At 53.8% G+C, this 14,556-nt stretch carries 10 protein-coding genes; 7 read left to right on the forward strand and 3 right to left on the reverse strand.

The window, feature by feature from the left end:
- Positions 1 to 3 precede the first annotated feature (3 nt).
- Positions 4 to 3,840 carry a bifunctional proline dehydrogenase/L-glutamate gamma-semialdehyde dehydrogenase PutA gene (putA, locus tag TH468_RS12185; RefSeq protein WP_246832311.1) on the reverse strand — a complete coding sequence of 1,279 codons (3,837 nt, stop codon included), beginning with the start codon at positions 3,838 to 3,840 and terminating at the stop codon, positions 4 to 6.
- A gap of 159 nt (positions 3,841 to 3,999) precedes the next feature.
- Here putA and TH468_RS12190 point away from each other — a divergent pair, with 159 nt between their 5' ends.
- From TH468_RS12190 to TH468_RS12220, 7 genes are all read left to right on the forward strand, one after another.
- A complete protein-coding gene (locus TH468_RS12190; RefSeq protein ID WP_007090318.1) occupies positions 4,000 to 4,473 on the forward strand; it encodes an Lrp/AsnC ligand binding domain-containing protein in 474 nt (157 codons plus the stop codon).
- Between the two features lie 126 nt (positions 4,474 to 4,599).
- On the forward strand, positions 4,600 to 5,208 hold the full coding sequence (locus TH468_RS12195) for a 2-hydroxychromene-2-carboxylate isomerase (RefSeq protein WP_085644462.1): 609 nt from the start codon (positions 4,600 to 4,602) through the stop codon (positions 5,206 to 5,208).
- A gap of 261 nt (positions 5,209 to 5,469) precedes the next feature.
- Complete coding sequence (locus tag TH468_RS12200; RefSeq protein ID WP_085644463.1) at positions 5,470 to 7,080, forward strand: carboxyl transferase domain-containing protein; 1,611 nt, start codon at positions 5,470 to 5,472, stop codon at positions 7,078 to 7,080.
- 7 nt (positions 7,081 to 7,087) lie between these two features.
- A complete protein-coding gene (locus TH468_RS12205) occupies positions 7,088 to 7,909 on the forward strand; it encodes an enoyl-CoA hydratase/isomerase family protein (RefSeq protein WP_085644465.1) in 822 nt (273 codons plus the stop codon).
- A 2-nt stretch (positions 7,910 to 7,911) separates the two neighbouring features.
- Positions 7,912 to 9,915: an acetyl/propionyl/methylcrotonyl-CoA carboxylase subunit alpha gene (locus TH468_RS12210; RefSeq protein ID WP_085644467.1), complete on the forward strand. Its 2,004-nt coding sequence runs from the start codon at positions 7,912 to 7,914 to the stop codon at positions 9,913 to 9,915.
- A 1-nt stretch (position 9,916) separates the two neighbouring features.
- A complete protein-coding gene (locus TH468_RS12215) occupies positions 9,917 to 10,846 on the forward strand; it encodes a hydroxymethylglutaryl-CoA lyase (protein WP_085644469.1) in 930 nt (309 codons plus the stop codon).
- A gap of 5 nt (positions 10,847 to 10,851) precedes the next feature.
- Positions 10,852 to 11,352 carry a GNAT family N-acetyltransferase gene (locus tag TH468_RS12220; RefSeq protein WP_085644471.1) on the forward strand — a complete coding sequence of 167 codons (501 nt, stop codon included), beginning with the start codon at positions 10,852 to 10,854 and terminating at the stop codon, positions 11,350 to 11,352.
- Positions 11,353 to 11,374: 22 nt separating this feature from the next.
- Here TH468_RS12220 and TH468_RS12225 read toward each other — a convergent pair whose 3' ends face one another.
- Complete coding sequence (locus tag TH468_RS12225) at positions 11,375 to 12,748, reverse strand: MATE family efflux transporter (protein WP_246832313.1); 1,374 nt, start codon at positions 12,746 to 12,748, stop codon at positions 11,375 to 11,377.
- Positions 12,749 to 12,782: 34 nt separating this feature from the next.
- Positions 12,783 to 14,132, reverse strand: a complete 1,350-nt coding sequence (locus TH468_RS12230; protein ID WP_085644475.1) for a hypothetical protein — start codon at positions 14,130 to 14,132, stop codon at positions 12,783 to 12,785.
- Positions 14,133 to 14,556 lie beyond the last annotated feature (424 nt).

Below are 14,556 nucleotides of genomic sequence, written 5' to 3' on the forward strand. Positions count from 1 at the left end.
AGATCAGTTTTCTTCCATCGACATCAGCGACGCGTTACCGCCCGCCGCCGTCGTATTGATGGTAATGGTTTTTTCGGTCGCAAAACGATGCAGGAATGTTTCGTCAGGCAACGCACCGTCATCGTCAGCACCGCTATCGGAAATCAGCGACAGGATCGCGCCGTCACGTTTTGCCAGAAGCTGCTTGAACGCCGTTACACGATCAAGGGGCGCAATACAGGATACACCGGCGACATCGCCATCATACATCACGGCAACGCCGACCTTAGATGACACAACGCCGACAAGCTTTATCGGGAGGCCTGCTTCGAGCGCAAATACCGGAAGATCACCAAGCCATTTCTGATCGCCTGCCACAATTACCGCATTGCCCGCAGCAAGGGCTGCGGCAATATGACGGATAATCCGGGATGGCTCGGCATCCTTTTCGGCCTGAACCAGATAGACACCACGTCCCAGCATATAAAGGTCGTTGGTTTCACCGGTCGGCCCGGGCATCCGGGTCGGCGCAACAAAGCCGTTTTCCGAAATTGCGGCAAAATTCGCGATCAGTTCGGCATTTTCCGACAATTCACTGACCGGGGCGGCTGCCAGTTTGGTCGCGAAATTTTCCAGAAGACGAACACGTTCATTGCCATCCGTCGCCTGCCATTTGACCTGTGCTGCCTGCAGGAAGCGGTATTCCTCGTCTGCCAGCGATGCCTTGATCACGATAGGCGAGCGGTCATCGGCAATGGCGGCACTACCAGCGGCCTTTTGACCGGCTTCAGTCACCGGCTTGGCAAAGCGTTCGACATAGTGCGGACCGCCTGCTTTCGGGCCGGTACCAGATTTACCCTGACCGCCGAACGGCTGCACGCCAACAACAGCCCCAATCATGTTGCGGTTCACATAGCAGTTGCCAACACGCAGCTTTTGCGAAATCTGGCGCACGGTGCTGTCGATACGCGAATGGATGCCCATCGTCAGGCCATAACCGGACGCATTGATCTGATCGAGAACCTTGTCCAGATCGCGCGCCTTGTAGCGAACAACGTGAACAACCGGGCCAAACACCTCACGTTCAAGAACATCAAGCGACGGAATTTCAAAGCAATGCGGCGCAAAGAATGTGCCGTCCTTGCATTCGGGCAAGATGTCACAGGCATGCAGCAGCTTGGCTTCCTTGGTCATGCGTTCGGCATGCGCGACAAGGGTTTTGCGCGATTTTTCGTCAATCACTGGTCCGACGTCGATATCAAGGAATTTTGGGTCACCAACGCGCAGTTCCTTCATCGCCCCGACCAGCATGTGGCAAAGTTTATCGACGATGTCTTCCTGAACGAACAGGACACGCAGGGCTGAACAACGCTGCCCGGCGGACTGGAATCCGGAAATGATCGCATCCTGAACAACCTGTTCCGGCAATGCGGTTGAATCGACAATCATCGCATTCTGGCCACCGGTTTCGGCGATCAAAGGCAACGGAACACCCGGGCGCTTTGCCAGCGCCTGATTTATGACCTGCGCCGTTTCAGTCGAACCGGTAAATGCCACCCCCGCAATACGCGGATCATTGATCAGGATATTGCCGATCACGCGCCCCGGCCCCGGCAGCAGCGTAAATGCAGCCCCCGGCACACCTGCGGCAAGGATAAGCTCGGCGGCCTTAGCCGCGACAAGCGACGTCTGTTCGGCCGGTTTGGCGATAACGGCGTTACCAGCCGCCAGTGCCGCACTGACCTGGCCCAAGAAAATCGCAAGCGGGAAGTTCCACGGGCTGATGCAGACGAAAATGCCGCGACCTTCAAGGATGCAGCCCTCGCGGAAGTTTTCTTCTGCCCGGTTGGCATAATAACGGCAGAAATCGACAGCTTCGCGTACTTCGGCAACACCGTCGGAATAGAGCTTTCCTGCTTCGCGTTGACAGAGCGCGATAAATTCGTCCATGTTGTCTTCAAGAAGATCACCTAGACGGCGCAGGCACGCGGCACGCTCAGTCGCCGCGGTCTTGTTCCAGATTTCATAACCTTTGGCGGCGGCAACAATCGCGGCCTCGACATCGGCTTCACCGGCCTGAACCAGTTCGCCGACTTTTTCGTTCCGGTTTGACGGGTTTAGAACATCAATCGCCTCACCCGAGACAAGCTTGCCATCAATCAGCGGTGCAGCATGCCAGATTTTACCCTCAATCGAGGCCAGCTTTTCGGCCAACGGCAGAAGCTTGGTCGTATCGGTCAGATCAATGCCCTTGGAATTGACTCGACCAGCACCATAAAGATCAACCGGTGCCGGAATTTTCGGATGGGCCTTGCGTGGCAGGGCAGCCATCTTTTCCACCGGATCGGCGATCATTTCCTCGATCGGTAGCTGTTCGTCCTGAATACGGTTTACAAAGCTGGTATTGGCACCGTTTTCAAGCAGACGTCGGACGAGATAGGCCAGCAAATCCTCGTGGGTGCCAACAGGTGCATAAACACGGCACGGCACGTTTTCACCATTTTTATCGACAATCTGTTCATACAGGGCTTCGCCCATGCCATGAAGACGCTGGAATTCAAACGTCCGGTCATTGCCAGCCATTTCCAGAACCGATGCCACGGTGTGGGCATTGTGGCTGGCGAACTGGCAATAGAATGCGTCGCGACGCGACAGCATGAAACGTGCACACGCCAGATAGGAAACATCGGTTGCGGCCTTGCGGGTGAAGACCGGATACCCTTCAAACCCGTTTTCCTGACTGTTCTTGACCTCGGTATCCCAGTAGGCCCCTTTGACAAGGCGCACCATCATTTTGCGCCCGACCTTGACCGACAGGTCGGCAAGCCATTCCAGCACGTGATAGGCACGTTTCTGATAGGCCTGCACCGCAAGACCGTATCCTTCCCATCCATCAAGATCGGGATCGGCAAACACTGCCCCGATCACATCAAGCGACAGGTCCAGACGATTGGCTTCCTCGGCATCAACAGTAAAACCGATGTCATATTTCTTGGCCAGCAGCGCAAGCTGTTTGAGGCGCGGCACAAGTTCATTCATGACGCGATCATAATTGGCGAAATCATAACGCGGATGGATCGCCGAGAGCTTTACCGAGATGCCAGGGCTGTTGATCGGGCCGCGATTATTCGCGACCTTGCCGATATCGTTGATCGCATCGACATAGGATTTGAAATAGCGATCCGCGTCTTCCATGGTACGCGCGGCCTCGCCCAGCATGTCATAGGAATAGCGATAGCCTTTTTCCTCGTTCGCCTTCGCCCGTTCGGCGGCCTCCGCAATCGTGCGGCCCATAACGAACTGACGCCCCATAATACGCATGGCATGGTTGAATGCCTTACGGATTACCGGCTCGCCCGAGCGTGCGATCATGCGTTTAAGCAACGCGCCCGGATCGGCCTTTTCCGCCTTGCCGAACTTGATCACCTTCCCCGTTAACATCAGTCCCCAGGTCGATGCATTGACAAAGAAGCTGTCGGAATGGCCAAGGTGACTTTGCCAGTTGGCGTCAAACAGCTTGTCCTGGATCAGCTTGTCGGCGGTGACCGCATCGGGAACGCGCAAAAGTGCCTCAGCAAGGCACATCAGGATGACGCCTTCCTTGCTTGAAAGCTCATACTCATGAAGCAGCGCATCGATGCCGCTTTTGCCATTATCGGCTTTGCGAACCCGCGCTACAAGCTGATAAGCCCGATCCTGAACGCGCGCAGATTGTTCGGGAGCCAGTCGGGCAGCCTCAATCATGCGTTCAACAACAACTTCTTCGTCAGTCCGATATGTTTCGCGGATTTTTGCGCGGACTTCGTTGGCTTGGGGCATATCGATGCGGAACATGGCGATGGCTTCTCCCTGCAAATGCAATTCTCCGGTTCCTTATGGGGAACGCAGAGTTTTCTCCTCATGTGGCCACAGACAATATATATGCACTCAAAAAATGTGCTGCCATTTTCCCCAAAAATACGATATATCATCCATTGAAAAACTTTTAGTGCAGTTATAAACACTGGTTATTAGATTAAAATGCAGAAGAATCATAAAAGCCTAGACAAGATTGACAAACAGATCCTGCGCGAACTTCAAAACGACGGACGCATGTCGAACGTTGAACTGTCACGTCGCGTCAATCTTAGCCCGACACCGTGCCTCGAACGTGTTCGCCGCCTTGAACAACACGGCTTCATCACCGGTTATATGGCGCTACTTGACCCCCGCAAACTCAATCAGTCGCTGGTGGTTTTTGTCGAAATAACGCTGGATCGGACGACCCCGGACGTATTTGACGTGTTTGCCACAGCGATCCGCAAACTGCCGGAAATCGAAGAATGTCACATGGTCGCAGGCGGCTTTGATTACCTGATGAAACTTCGGGTTGCCGATATGTATGCCTATCGCGAATTCCTTGAACGCCTGTCCTCTGTTCAGGGTGTCAGCCAGACTCATACATATGTCGTGATGGAAGAAGTAAAAGTACGCCCCGGCATCACGATCCCGTAAATTCGATAAATTTTGTTGCAATACAAATGCTTAGTGGCACACTATGACCAAGCCATCCTGCCAATGGCTTTGCCGGTATCGCCACGTGGCACACAGTTTCGCGTCATTATTTACGGGCCCCACAACATGTCGGAAGTCACTTTCTATTTCGATTTCTCGTCACCTTATGGTTACCTTGCGGCGGAACGCATAGACGCCTTTGAGGCCAGAACAGGCGTTACGGTCAATTGGTATCCGTTCATGATCGGGGCAGCCTTCAAGCAAACCGGACAAAGCCCGCTACTGGACCAGCCAATCCGCGGCGACTATTTCAGGCACGACATGGAACGCTGCGCAAAGATGCAGAACACACCGTTCTGCATCCCCGAAAAATTCCCCTATGCCGCACTGGTCCCGACCCGTGCCTATTACTGGATTGCATCAACCAAGCCCGCATTGGCGATCAAGTTCGCCAAGGATGTCTATCGCGGATATTTTGCCGACGGACTTGATATGTCGGACCCGGAAGTTGTCTTTGCTACAGCCACCCGGCACTCCATCAATGCCGGAGAAATCCGCGCTGCCGTCGAAAATCCGAAATGGAAACAACACGTCCGCGAAGTTACCGACGAAGCCATCGCACGCGGAGCCTTCGGGTCGCCGTTCTTTTTCTATGAAAACGAAGCATTTTTTGGCAATGACCGGCTTGAACATCTTGAACGCTGGATCAAACTGCGCAAGCAGATCGACGACTGATCCGATCAGAAAACGTGCCCATCGAAAATCCATAACCAATTAAAATATATAAGAATTTTACGACACTTTCCCTCACTCGAGATATCATTTCGCGATCCCAATATACTGTCCATTTTTGATATACGTAAATTCGGTACTGGATTACCTATTTAATCTTGACGTTTACGTAAACTTCCACCATAACAGCAGTCATAAGCGCCATTCACCACGGGGTCGTTTCCTTGCATAAACAGCCCCGGCAACAAACGGTGTCAATTGACGATGACGGTTCTGAAATCTGCGATAAATCCCCGCTCGGAAGATTTCCGCAACAATGCCGAACAGATGGAAAAACTGGTTGCCGATCTACGTGATCAGATCACGCAGATCAAACTTGGCGGCGGTGAACGCGCGCGCGACCGCCACACAGGGCGCGGCAAACTTCTGCCCCGTGAACGTATCCGTCAATTGCTGGATATCGGGTCCCCGTTCCTTGAACTTTCACAGCTTGCCGCCTATGGCATGTATGAGGATGAAGACGTTCCTGCGGCGGGCATCATCACCGGGATTGGTCGGGTTTCAGGCGTTGAATGCGTCATCGTTGCCAATGATGCTACGGTCAAAGGCGGCTCCTATTACCCGATGACGGTGAAGAAGCACCTTCGCGCGCAGGAAATCGCGCTCGAAAACAATCTGCCCTGTATTTATCTGGTCGATAGCGGCGGGGCGAACCTGCCACGGCAGGATGATGTTTTCCCGGATCGCGACCATTTCGGCCGCATCTTTTTCAATCAGGCAACCATGTCTTCCAAAGGCATTCCGCAAATCGCGGTTGTCATGGGGTCCTGTACGGCGGGTGGCGCCTATGTACCGGCCATGTCCGATGAAAGCATTATCGTTCGTAAACAGGGCACGATCTTTTTGGGGGGCCCGCCCTTGGTGAAGGCCGCAACCGGCGAAGTTGTCTCGGCCGAGGACCTTGGCGGTGCGGATGTTCATTGTAAAACATCGGGTGTGACCGATCACTATGCACAGGACGATGCTCACGCATTGTCGATTGCGCGCAATATCGTCAAGAACCTGAACTGGACGAAAAATCCCGGTTTGACCCTGACCACGCCGCGCGACCCCGCCTATGACTCACGCGAAATTTATGGCGTTATTCCAAGCGATTCCAAGAAACCCTACGACGTGCGCGAAGTCATTGCACGCATCGTAGACGGATCAGACTTCGACGAGTTCAAGGCCCAGTATGGTACGACACTGGTTACCGGCTTTGCCCGCATTTTCGGCTATCCGGTCGGGATTATTGCCAATAACGGCATCCTGTTTTCCGAAAGTGCGCTTAAAGGCACGCATTTCATCGAACTTTGCTGTCAGCGCGGTATCCCATTGGTGTTCCTGCAGAACATCACCGGCTTCATGATTGGCCGAAAATATGAAAGCGGCGGTATTGCCAAGGATGGTGCGAAGCTTGTGACCGCCGTTGCGACCGCCAATGTTCCCAAATTTACCGTCCTGATCGGTGGATCATTTGGTGCGGGCAACTATGGCATGTGTGGCCGTGCTTATAGCCCGCGCTTCCTTTGGATGTGGCCAAATGCAAGAATTTCAGTCATGGGCGGGGAACAGGCGGCAAACGTTTTGACCCAAATCCGCGCCGATGCACAGGAAAAGCGCGGTGAAACATGGCCCATAGAAGAACAGGAAGCCTTCAAAGGCCCGATCCGCGACCAGTACGAAGAACAGGGTCATCCCTATTACGCGTCTGCGCGACTTTGGGACGATGGGGTGATTGATCCGGCCGATACCCGCATGGTTCTTGGGCTTGGTCTTTCGGCAGCACTTAACAAAGCGGTTGCGGAAACACGCTTTGGCGTGTTCCGGATGTGAGGCTGGCATGAGCAATGTAAACACCGATAACACCGATCCATCTACCGATGCCGTGATATGCCAGATCAGCGCATCGGGCGTTGCCCGCATTACGTTAAACCGTCCGGAAATCCACAACGCGTTTGACGATATCCTGATCGGCGATCTGACGGCCAAGCTGGAATCGCTGAATGCCGATCCGCTTGTGCGGGTAATCATTTTGTCCGGCGCTGGCAAAAGCTTTTCTGCCGGGGCCGACCTGAATTGGATGAAGCGCATGGCCGGTTACAGCCATGACGAAAATCTTGAAGATTCCCGCAAGCTTGCAAAACTGATGAAGGTTTTGAACTTTGCGTCAAAACCGACCATCGGGCTTATCAACGGGGCCGCATTTGGCGGCGGGGTTGGGTTGGCCGCGTGCTGTGACATCGTGATTGCATCTGATCGGGCCAGTTTCTGCCTGTCAGAGGTCAAGCTCGGCCTGATTCCGGCGGTTATTTCGCCCTATGTGGTCGAGGCCATCGGTGTATCGCAGGCCCGTCGCTATTTTCTGACGGCGGAACGCTTTGATGCAGCGACCGCCCATGCCATCGGATTGGTACATGAAATTGTTTCAGGTGACGATCTGACCGCACGGGGTGATGCCATGGCAAAGCTTTTGCTGGCGAATGGCCCGGGTGCCATGGATGCAGCAAAATCGCTGATTTATGCGGTTGCCAACAAACCGATTGACGATGATGTCATTGACGATACCGCACAACGCATTGCCGATCAGCGCGCAAGTGCCGAAGGCCGTGAAGGTGTCAGTGCATTTCTTGAAAAACGCCCCGCGAAGTGGAGTGAGAATTAATCATGCCGCGCAAAATACTGATCGCCAACCGTGGTGAAATTGCCTGCCGCGTGATTGAAACCGCACGCCGCATGGGTATCCAGACCGTCGCAGTTTATTCCGATGCAGATGCCAATGCCCTGCATGTCAAACGTGCCGACGAAGCCTATCGCATCGGCGGTTCGGCCCCGAAAGACAGCTATCTGCGCGTTGATCGTTTGCTTGAAGTCATTGCGCAGTCGGGGGCCGATGCGGTTCACCCGGGTTACGGTTTCCTGTCGGAAAATGCAGGGTTTGCAGATGCCCTTGGGAAAGCAGGCTGTGTCTTTGTTGGCCCACCGGCAAATGCGATCCGTGCGATGGGATCGAAATCCGAAGCCAAGAAAATCATGGGAAAGGCGGGTGTTCCACTCGTTCCCGGTTATCACGGCGAAGATCAGGCCCCGGATCTTCTGGCAGCAGAAGCAGACAAGATCGGATATCCGGTTCTGATCAAAGCGTCGGCAGGTGGCGGCGGCAAAGGCATGCGTGCGGTTGAAAAACCCGCCGATTTCAGGGACGCGTTGATCAGTTGCAAGCGCGAGGCTGCAAGCAGCTTTGGCGATGATCATTGCCTGATTGAAAAGCTGATCGTCAAACCGCGCCATGTTGAAATTCAGGTCTTTGCCGATAGCCATGGCAATGCGGTTTATCTGTTTGAACGCGACTGTTCCCTGCAACGCCGTCACCAGAAGGTGATAGAAGAGGCCCCTGCCCCGAACATGCCCGAAGATATTCGCGCCGAGATGGGCAAGGCTGCCGTCGATGCTGCCAAGGCGATTGGTTATCAGGGGGCTGGTACGGTCGAATTCCTGCTAGATGCGTCGGGTGCGTTCTATTTCATGGAAATGAACACACGCCTTCAGGTCGAACATCCGGTGACCGAGATGATCACCGGCGAAGACCTTGTTGAATGGCAATTGCGTGTTGCTGACGGTGAAAAGCTGCCCAAGGCACAGGAAGAACTGACCATTAACGGGCATGCCTTCGAAGTCCGCCTGTATGCCGAAGACCCGCATAATGATTTCCTGCCCGCCACCGGCACACTTGTGCATATGCGCATGCCCGCGGCCAATGATCACGTGCGGATAGATACCGGCGTATACGAAGGCTGCGAGGTTTCCATTCATTATGACCCGATGATCGCAAAGCTGATCACCTGGGATACGGATCGCACATCGGCACTGCGCCGGATGGCAACGGCACTTAACGATGTACAGATTGTCGGCGTGACAACCAATACCGGTTTTCTTGCCAATATTGCGCGCCACCCGGCCTTTGAACGCGGCGAAGTCGAAACCGGTTTCATCGGTCAGTATCTCGACGATCTGATCCCCGCCCCGGCGGCGCCTGACAATGATGCCCTTGCCTTTGCCGCACTTGATATCCTGATGCTTCGTGATGCCGAGGCCAAAAGCCATGCCGCACAAAGCAGCGATCCCTATTCCCCATGGCACAGCACATCGGGATGGCGTCTGAACGATGATAATCACCATGATCTGATCCTGCGTCATGACGGGGCGGACCTGAAGATCAAGGTGCATTATCGCGCAGCCGGTTATGTGATTGATATGCCCGACGGCAGTTCGATCACAGCCCACGCCGAGATTGCCGTTGATGGCACCATTCAAGCTACCTTTGACAAGGTCCGAAAACGCGCCAGCATCCTTCGTGATGGCAATCGACTGACGATTTTCCGCGATGGACGATCTGACCGGTTGGAAATTTTTGACCCGGTCGCAGCCGCAGGCGCCCATGAAGGTGCCGGTGGCGGGTTAACCGCGCCGATGCCCGGTAAAATCATTGCCGTGCTGGCCGAACCGGGGCAATCTGTTGTGGCAGGCGACAAGCTTGTTGTGATGGAAGCAATGAAAATGGAGCACACCATTTCAGCACCGGTTTCTGGCAAGGTTCGCGAGATATTCTTTGCTGTTGGCGATCAGGTTGATGACGGCGCCGAATTGATCGCCATCGAGGAGGCAGAGTAGAATGCCCCGCCTTTCCGGTCTGCCAGAACAGGTCAAGATCGTCGAAGTCGGTCCGCGTGACGGATTGCAGAACGAAAAGACCATGGTATCGACCGACATCAAGGTCGAACTGATCCATCGCCTTTGCGATGCAGGTCTTTTGGTCATCGAAGCCACCGCCTTTGTCAGCCCGAAATGGGTGCCACAAATGGCCGACGCATCCGACGTCATGGCCCGCATCTCGCGCAAACCGGGCGTCACCTATCCGGTTCTGGTCCCCAACCTGAAAGGGCTTGAAGCCGCGATTGAGGCAGGTGTAACCGAAGTCGCGGTTTTTGGGGCGGCATCGGAAAGCTTTTCGCAGAAGAACATCAATTGTTCCATTGCCGAAAGCCTTGATCGGTTCCGTCCGGTTGTGAGCGCCGCACGCGATGCCAACATCGCCGTGCGCGGGTATATTTCCTGCGTTCTTGGCTGCCCGTACGAGGGCGAGATTGCCCCGCAAAAGGTCGCCGATGTCGCAAAGGCCCTGTTTGACATGGGGGCATATGAAATCAGCCTTGGCGATACCATCGGCACCGGGACACCGGGCAAGGCGCAGGCGATGATCGAAGCCGTAGCAAGCCATGTCGCCATCGAAAACCTCGCCGCTCATTTCCACGATACCTATGGTCAGGCACTGGCAAACCTGCTGGCCGTTCTGCAGATGGGGATTGCAACGATTGACAGCTCGGTCGCCGGGCTTGGCGGATGCCCCTATGCCAAGGGTGCAAGCGGCAATGTCGCCACTGAAGATGTCGTCTATATGCTGAATGGCTTGGGCATCGACACCGGTATCGATCTTGAAAAGCTTGCCAAAACCGGGAGCTGGATCACCGGGAAAATCGGTCGTCAGTCTGGATCGAAGGCTAACTTGGCGCTAGCCGCCAAACGCGACACTGTCGGGGCCTGATCGCCATGGCCAGCGCCGAAACATATCGTTTCCGGCGGGCCCTCCCCAATGATTTACCCATGATACGACGCTGGCTGCGTGTGCCGGAAGTCGCGCGTTGGTGGGGAACACCGGACGAACAGATAGAACTAATCGCCGAAGATGTCGAACTGGCCGAAATTGCGACACTGATCGTATCCTATCGCAATCGCCCCTTTGCCTTTGCACAGCATTATGACGCGCATCAATGGCCCCAAGCCCATTTTGAGCATCTGCCGGAAAACACCCGCTGCATCGACACATTTATTGGCATACCTGACATGATGGGGTGCGGGCATGGAAAGATGCTTTTGAAAATCCTGATACAGATGCTGATTGACCGCGGATCTCCGATGATTGCCATTGATCCTGACCCGGCAAATGAACGCGCCATCCGCTGTTACGAAGCAATTGGATTTATGGCCCACCGAGAATATGAGACGTCTGAAGGTCCCTGCCTGCTGATGACTTACACATCGGGCGCGTGAATATCACGCATGATCTGCTAGTTCAGCATTTTGCCGCTTGTCCTTCGTCACGCGCATCATCAATCACTGGGGGCCGCATGGCACAGGCCACACGGTAACTGACAATCCCGGTAATCGCTCCAAATACAACAATCCCGGCTGCTTGCCCAATCAGCACACCAGCCGCACCAAGGTAATAGCTAGCCAGCCAGACAAGCGGGATTACTCCCAAAAGCTCCTTCGCAAGATCGAATATCATTGCAAGATTGGGCCGCCCGGTGACGTTAAAGAAGGTATGTGATGAAAATTGCAGACCGAGGAACATATAAAAGGGGGCTGTAAAACTGCAAAAAATCGATAGATACGCCGTTGTTTGATCGGTCGCACTGAAAAGCACCGCAATCTGGCTTTGAAATAGGAACAGAGCAGCGCAGACAGTACCCCCGTAAACTGCCACCAATCCCCAGACATTATGCCAGATGCTGCGCACCCGTTCGGCCTTTGCCGCAGCAAAATTCTGGCCGATGATCGGGCCGATTGCCTGGGGTAACGCCATGTAGCCAACAAAGACGAATGGCGCAATACGTTCAATGATCGCCATGGCGGCCACCGCATCGGGCCCATATTTTGCCATGCTGGACATGATAAAGGCGCTGGCGATTGGCGGCCCGATCTTTGCCAATCCGACTGGTACGGTTACACGGGCAATATCGCGGATGTCCTTGCTAAACAGTGCCGCATCAAACCGGCCAAGCATGTGGTGAACGTTTCGAACACCATAAAAGGCCACCGCCATGATCGCGATCCGTGACACGACGGTTGCCCATGCCGCCCCTTCGACACCCCAATCAAAACCAAAGATGAAAATGGGATCGAGGACCGCATTGACCACCGCCCCGGCCATTTTCGACCACATGGCGCGCTGCTTTGCCCCGATGGCGCGCAACAACGCGCCCGATGACATGCTAAGCACCAGAACCGGCAAGCACAGGATCACGATCTGTACATAAGTGATGCCGATATCACGGGCCTTGCCGGTAGCCCCGAACATATCAAGCATCCAAGGTGCCGACAGCCACAAGACGACGGTCATCACGACCGATAGCACAAGACCGAATACCATAACATGCGTGGCATAGACTTTTGCCCTGTCCCGATCACCAAGCCCCTCGGCATGGGAAACAAGTGCTGTCATTGCGGTCGATATGCCAAGCGACACGGCAAGTGTGAAAAAGATAATCGGCCAGGCAAATCCAAGACCGGCAATGATTTCCACATCCCTCAGAAGGCTCAGGAAAAACAGATCAAGCGCATCAACCAGAACCATTGCCACCAGCGCAAACATGCTGGTATGCACCATTGAAAAGATGTGACGCAGGATTGAACCGGAGACAAAATATTGCGACTGCATAGCCATCGAATTTCACACTGTGCAGAGCTGAAAAGCGCGTTCAGCTATCATTATTTGGCCGCAGGATAAATTCGAATTCGCGTTCTTCGGTGGCTGCACAATCATCCCCGGAAAGCAGCGGCATGCGCGAGAGACCTTCGCGGTTCACTGACGATGCCGATATTCTGGCGGCATCCGGACCGATTTTCCATTTGGCGGCAATCACGCTGGGATTTTCGGCATCGAACTCGTCCAGCTTGCGCCCAATGCGAGACTGCAAAACCGGCGCATAAGGAAATTTCTGCTGGGTCCAGAAACGTTTAGAAGGCTGAAAATATCCAACTTCGTCCAGAAACGAGACACCAAAATAATAACAGGACTCAAGCGAGTTATAGAAACGACTGTCAGGGACGAAGCTGCCATCGGGCTTAAGGGAATGCCCAACACACCAATCAAGCATGGCGGCAATCTGTTCGCGCGCCAAGGCCCGTTCTGCCGACTTCATATGCGGCCACCCATAGCGAAAGATTTTCGCGACATCATAGTTGTTGTGATTATTAAATTCACCGCGGCTGAGCCATCCTTGCGGATATTCCATCTGGCGGCTTTCAAGAGTGGTGCGGATTATATCGGACCAATGCCCGACCCGCCCCTTGCGATAGGATACGATATGAAAAGTATAGCTGAGATCATCGTAACGATGGGTTTTGCCATCCGAAATGTACCAAGGGCCCCAGTAACCGGTTTCGGGGTTCTGGATTTCATCAAGGAATTTGCGGAAGGCATCAACATAGTTTTGATCAAGATTGATGCCGCGCACATGTTTCTGCGCATAGCGTCGCAAGGACGGCTTGAAACAAAGCTGCGCCAGACAGCAGATCACACTGCCGAATTCATCGCGCTGATTGCGTCCGGTGGTGGCAATATCGGAAACAAGAAGCTTTTCCAGATAGTTTCGCATTGCCGGAGCCGTTGCAATCGGTTCTAGGAAATGCAGCGGATAACGCGGCGCGCGGCCTTCATTGGACAATTCATGCAAACGCACGATTGTCGCATCAAATTTGTGGTGGAATTCGTTATATTGCCAACCCCATGAACCATCGAACGAAGACTGACTTGCGACATAACTTTGATCGACATCATCAAAGCTGTTTTCCAATCTGTCGACAAGTTGGTCAAGTTCCGGCCAGTATGCCGTGTATCGCGCCAGCCATTTGGCATAGATATACAGTTGCTGGGATGCCAGCATTGTCCGGCTGTATTCGGAAAATTTACGCAACGCCAGCGATAGCGCCCCCAGATAATCGATATATTTGAGCGCCTTGTCCTGATAGCCGTGATCGTAACGCGTAAAATCCCGCGTAATCACGCAGCTATTACCAATCCCTGTCAGGCTTTGCTCAATCGACATTGGTTGCCTTTTCCTGTTGAACCCAGAAATGCGAACCTGCTTCCTTGCATCGGCCGTTACCGATGCCAACTGTCAGGAGATGCGTGAATTCCCCAATCCGCTTGGCAGGATTGCATCCTGTTTTTGGGACTGATGTTTTCGGGCTCTCCTTTTTAGCCCGAAGGACAACCAAGTATTTTACAATGGTTGCCACGCAAATACACTTAAACAGCTAATAAGTGTATAGCTTGAAACCGATCACAACACCACTCTAAAGGTGAACTCTGGGCAGTTTTTTATATACAAAAGAATAACCATTGAGCCGCCGATATCAATTCCCTGCCCAGAAATGACAACTGGGGCACCGCTATCACTGACAGAAAATACCGGCATTATAAGGCCAAAAGAAAAGACGCCCACAACGGGCGCCTTAACGGAAATGCTA

This window comes from Thalassospira sp. MCCC 1A03138, from assembly GCF_002115785.1.
Classification (GTDB): domain Bacteria; phylum Pseudomonadota; class Alphaproteobacteria; order Rhodospirillales; family Thalassospiraceae; genus Thalassospira.

What these genes read in the sequence shown, in the direction of transcription:
- TH468_RS12225 (WP_246832313.1), bottom strand. Translation starts at nt 12,748, where the DNA reads ATGGCTATGCAGTCGCAATATTTTGTCTCCGGTTCAATCCTGCGTCAC.
- TH468_RS12200 (WP_085644463.1), top strand. Translation starts at nt 5,470, where the DNA reads ATGACGGTTCTGAAATCTGCGATAAATCCCCGCTCGGAAGATTTCCGC.
- TH468_RS12215 (WP_085644469.1), top strand. Translation starts at nt 9,917, where the DNA reads ATGCCCCGCCTTTCCGGTCTGCCAGAACAGGTCAAGATCGTCGAAGTC.
- TH468_RS12205 (WP_085644465.1), top strand. Translation starts at nt 7,088, where the DNA reads ATGAGCAATGTAAACACCGATAACACCGATCCATCTACCGATGCCGTG.
- TH468_RS12220 (WP_085644471.1), top strand. Translation starts at nt 10,852, where the DNA reads ATGGCCAGCGCCGAAACATATCGTTTCCGGCGGGCCCTCCCCAATGAT.
- TH468_RS12230 (WP_085644475.1), bottom strand. Translation starts at nt 14,132, where the DNA reads ATGTCGATTGAGCAAAGCCTGACAGGGATTGGTAATAGCTGCGTGATT.
- TH468_RS12210 (WP_085644467.1), top strand. Translation starts at nt 7,912, where the DNA reads ATGCCGCGCAAAATACTGATCGCCAACCGTGGTGAAATTGCCTGCCGC.
- TH468_RS12195 (WP_085644462.1), top strand. Translation starts at nt 4,600, where the DNA reads ATGTCGGAAGTCACTTTCTATTTCGATTTCTCGTCACCTTATGGTTAC.
- TH468_RS12190 (WP_007090318.1), top strand. Translation starts at nt 4,000, where the DNA reads ATGCAGAAGAATCATAAAAGCCTAGACAAGATTGACAAACAGATCCTG.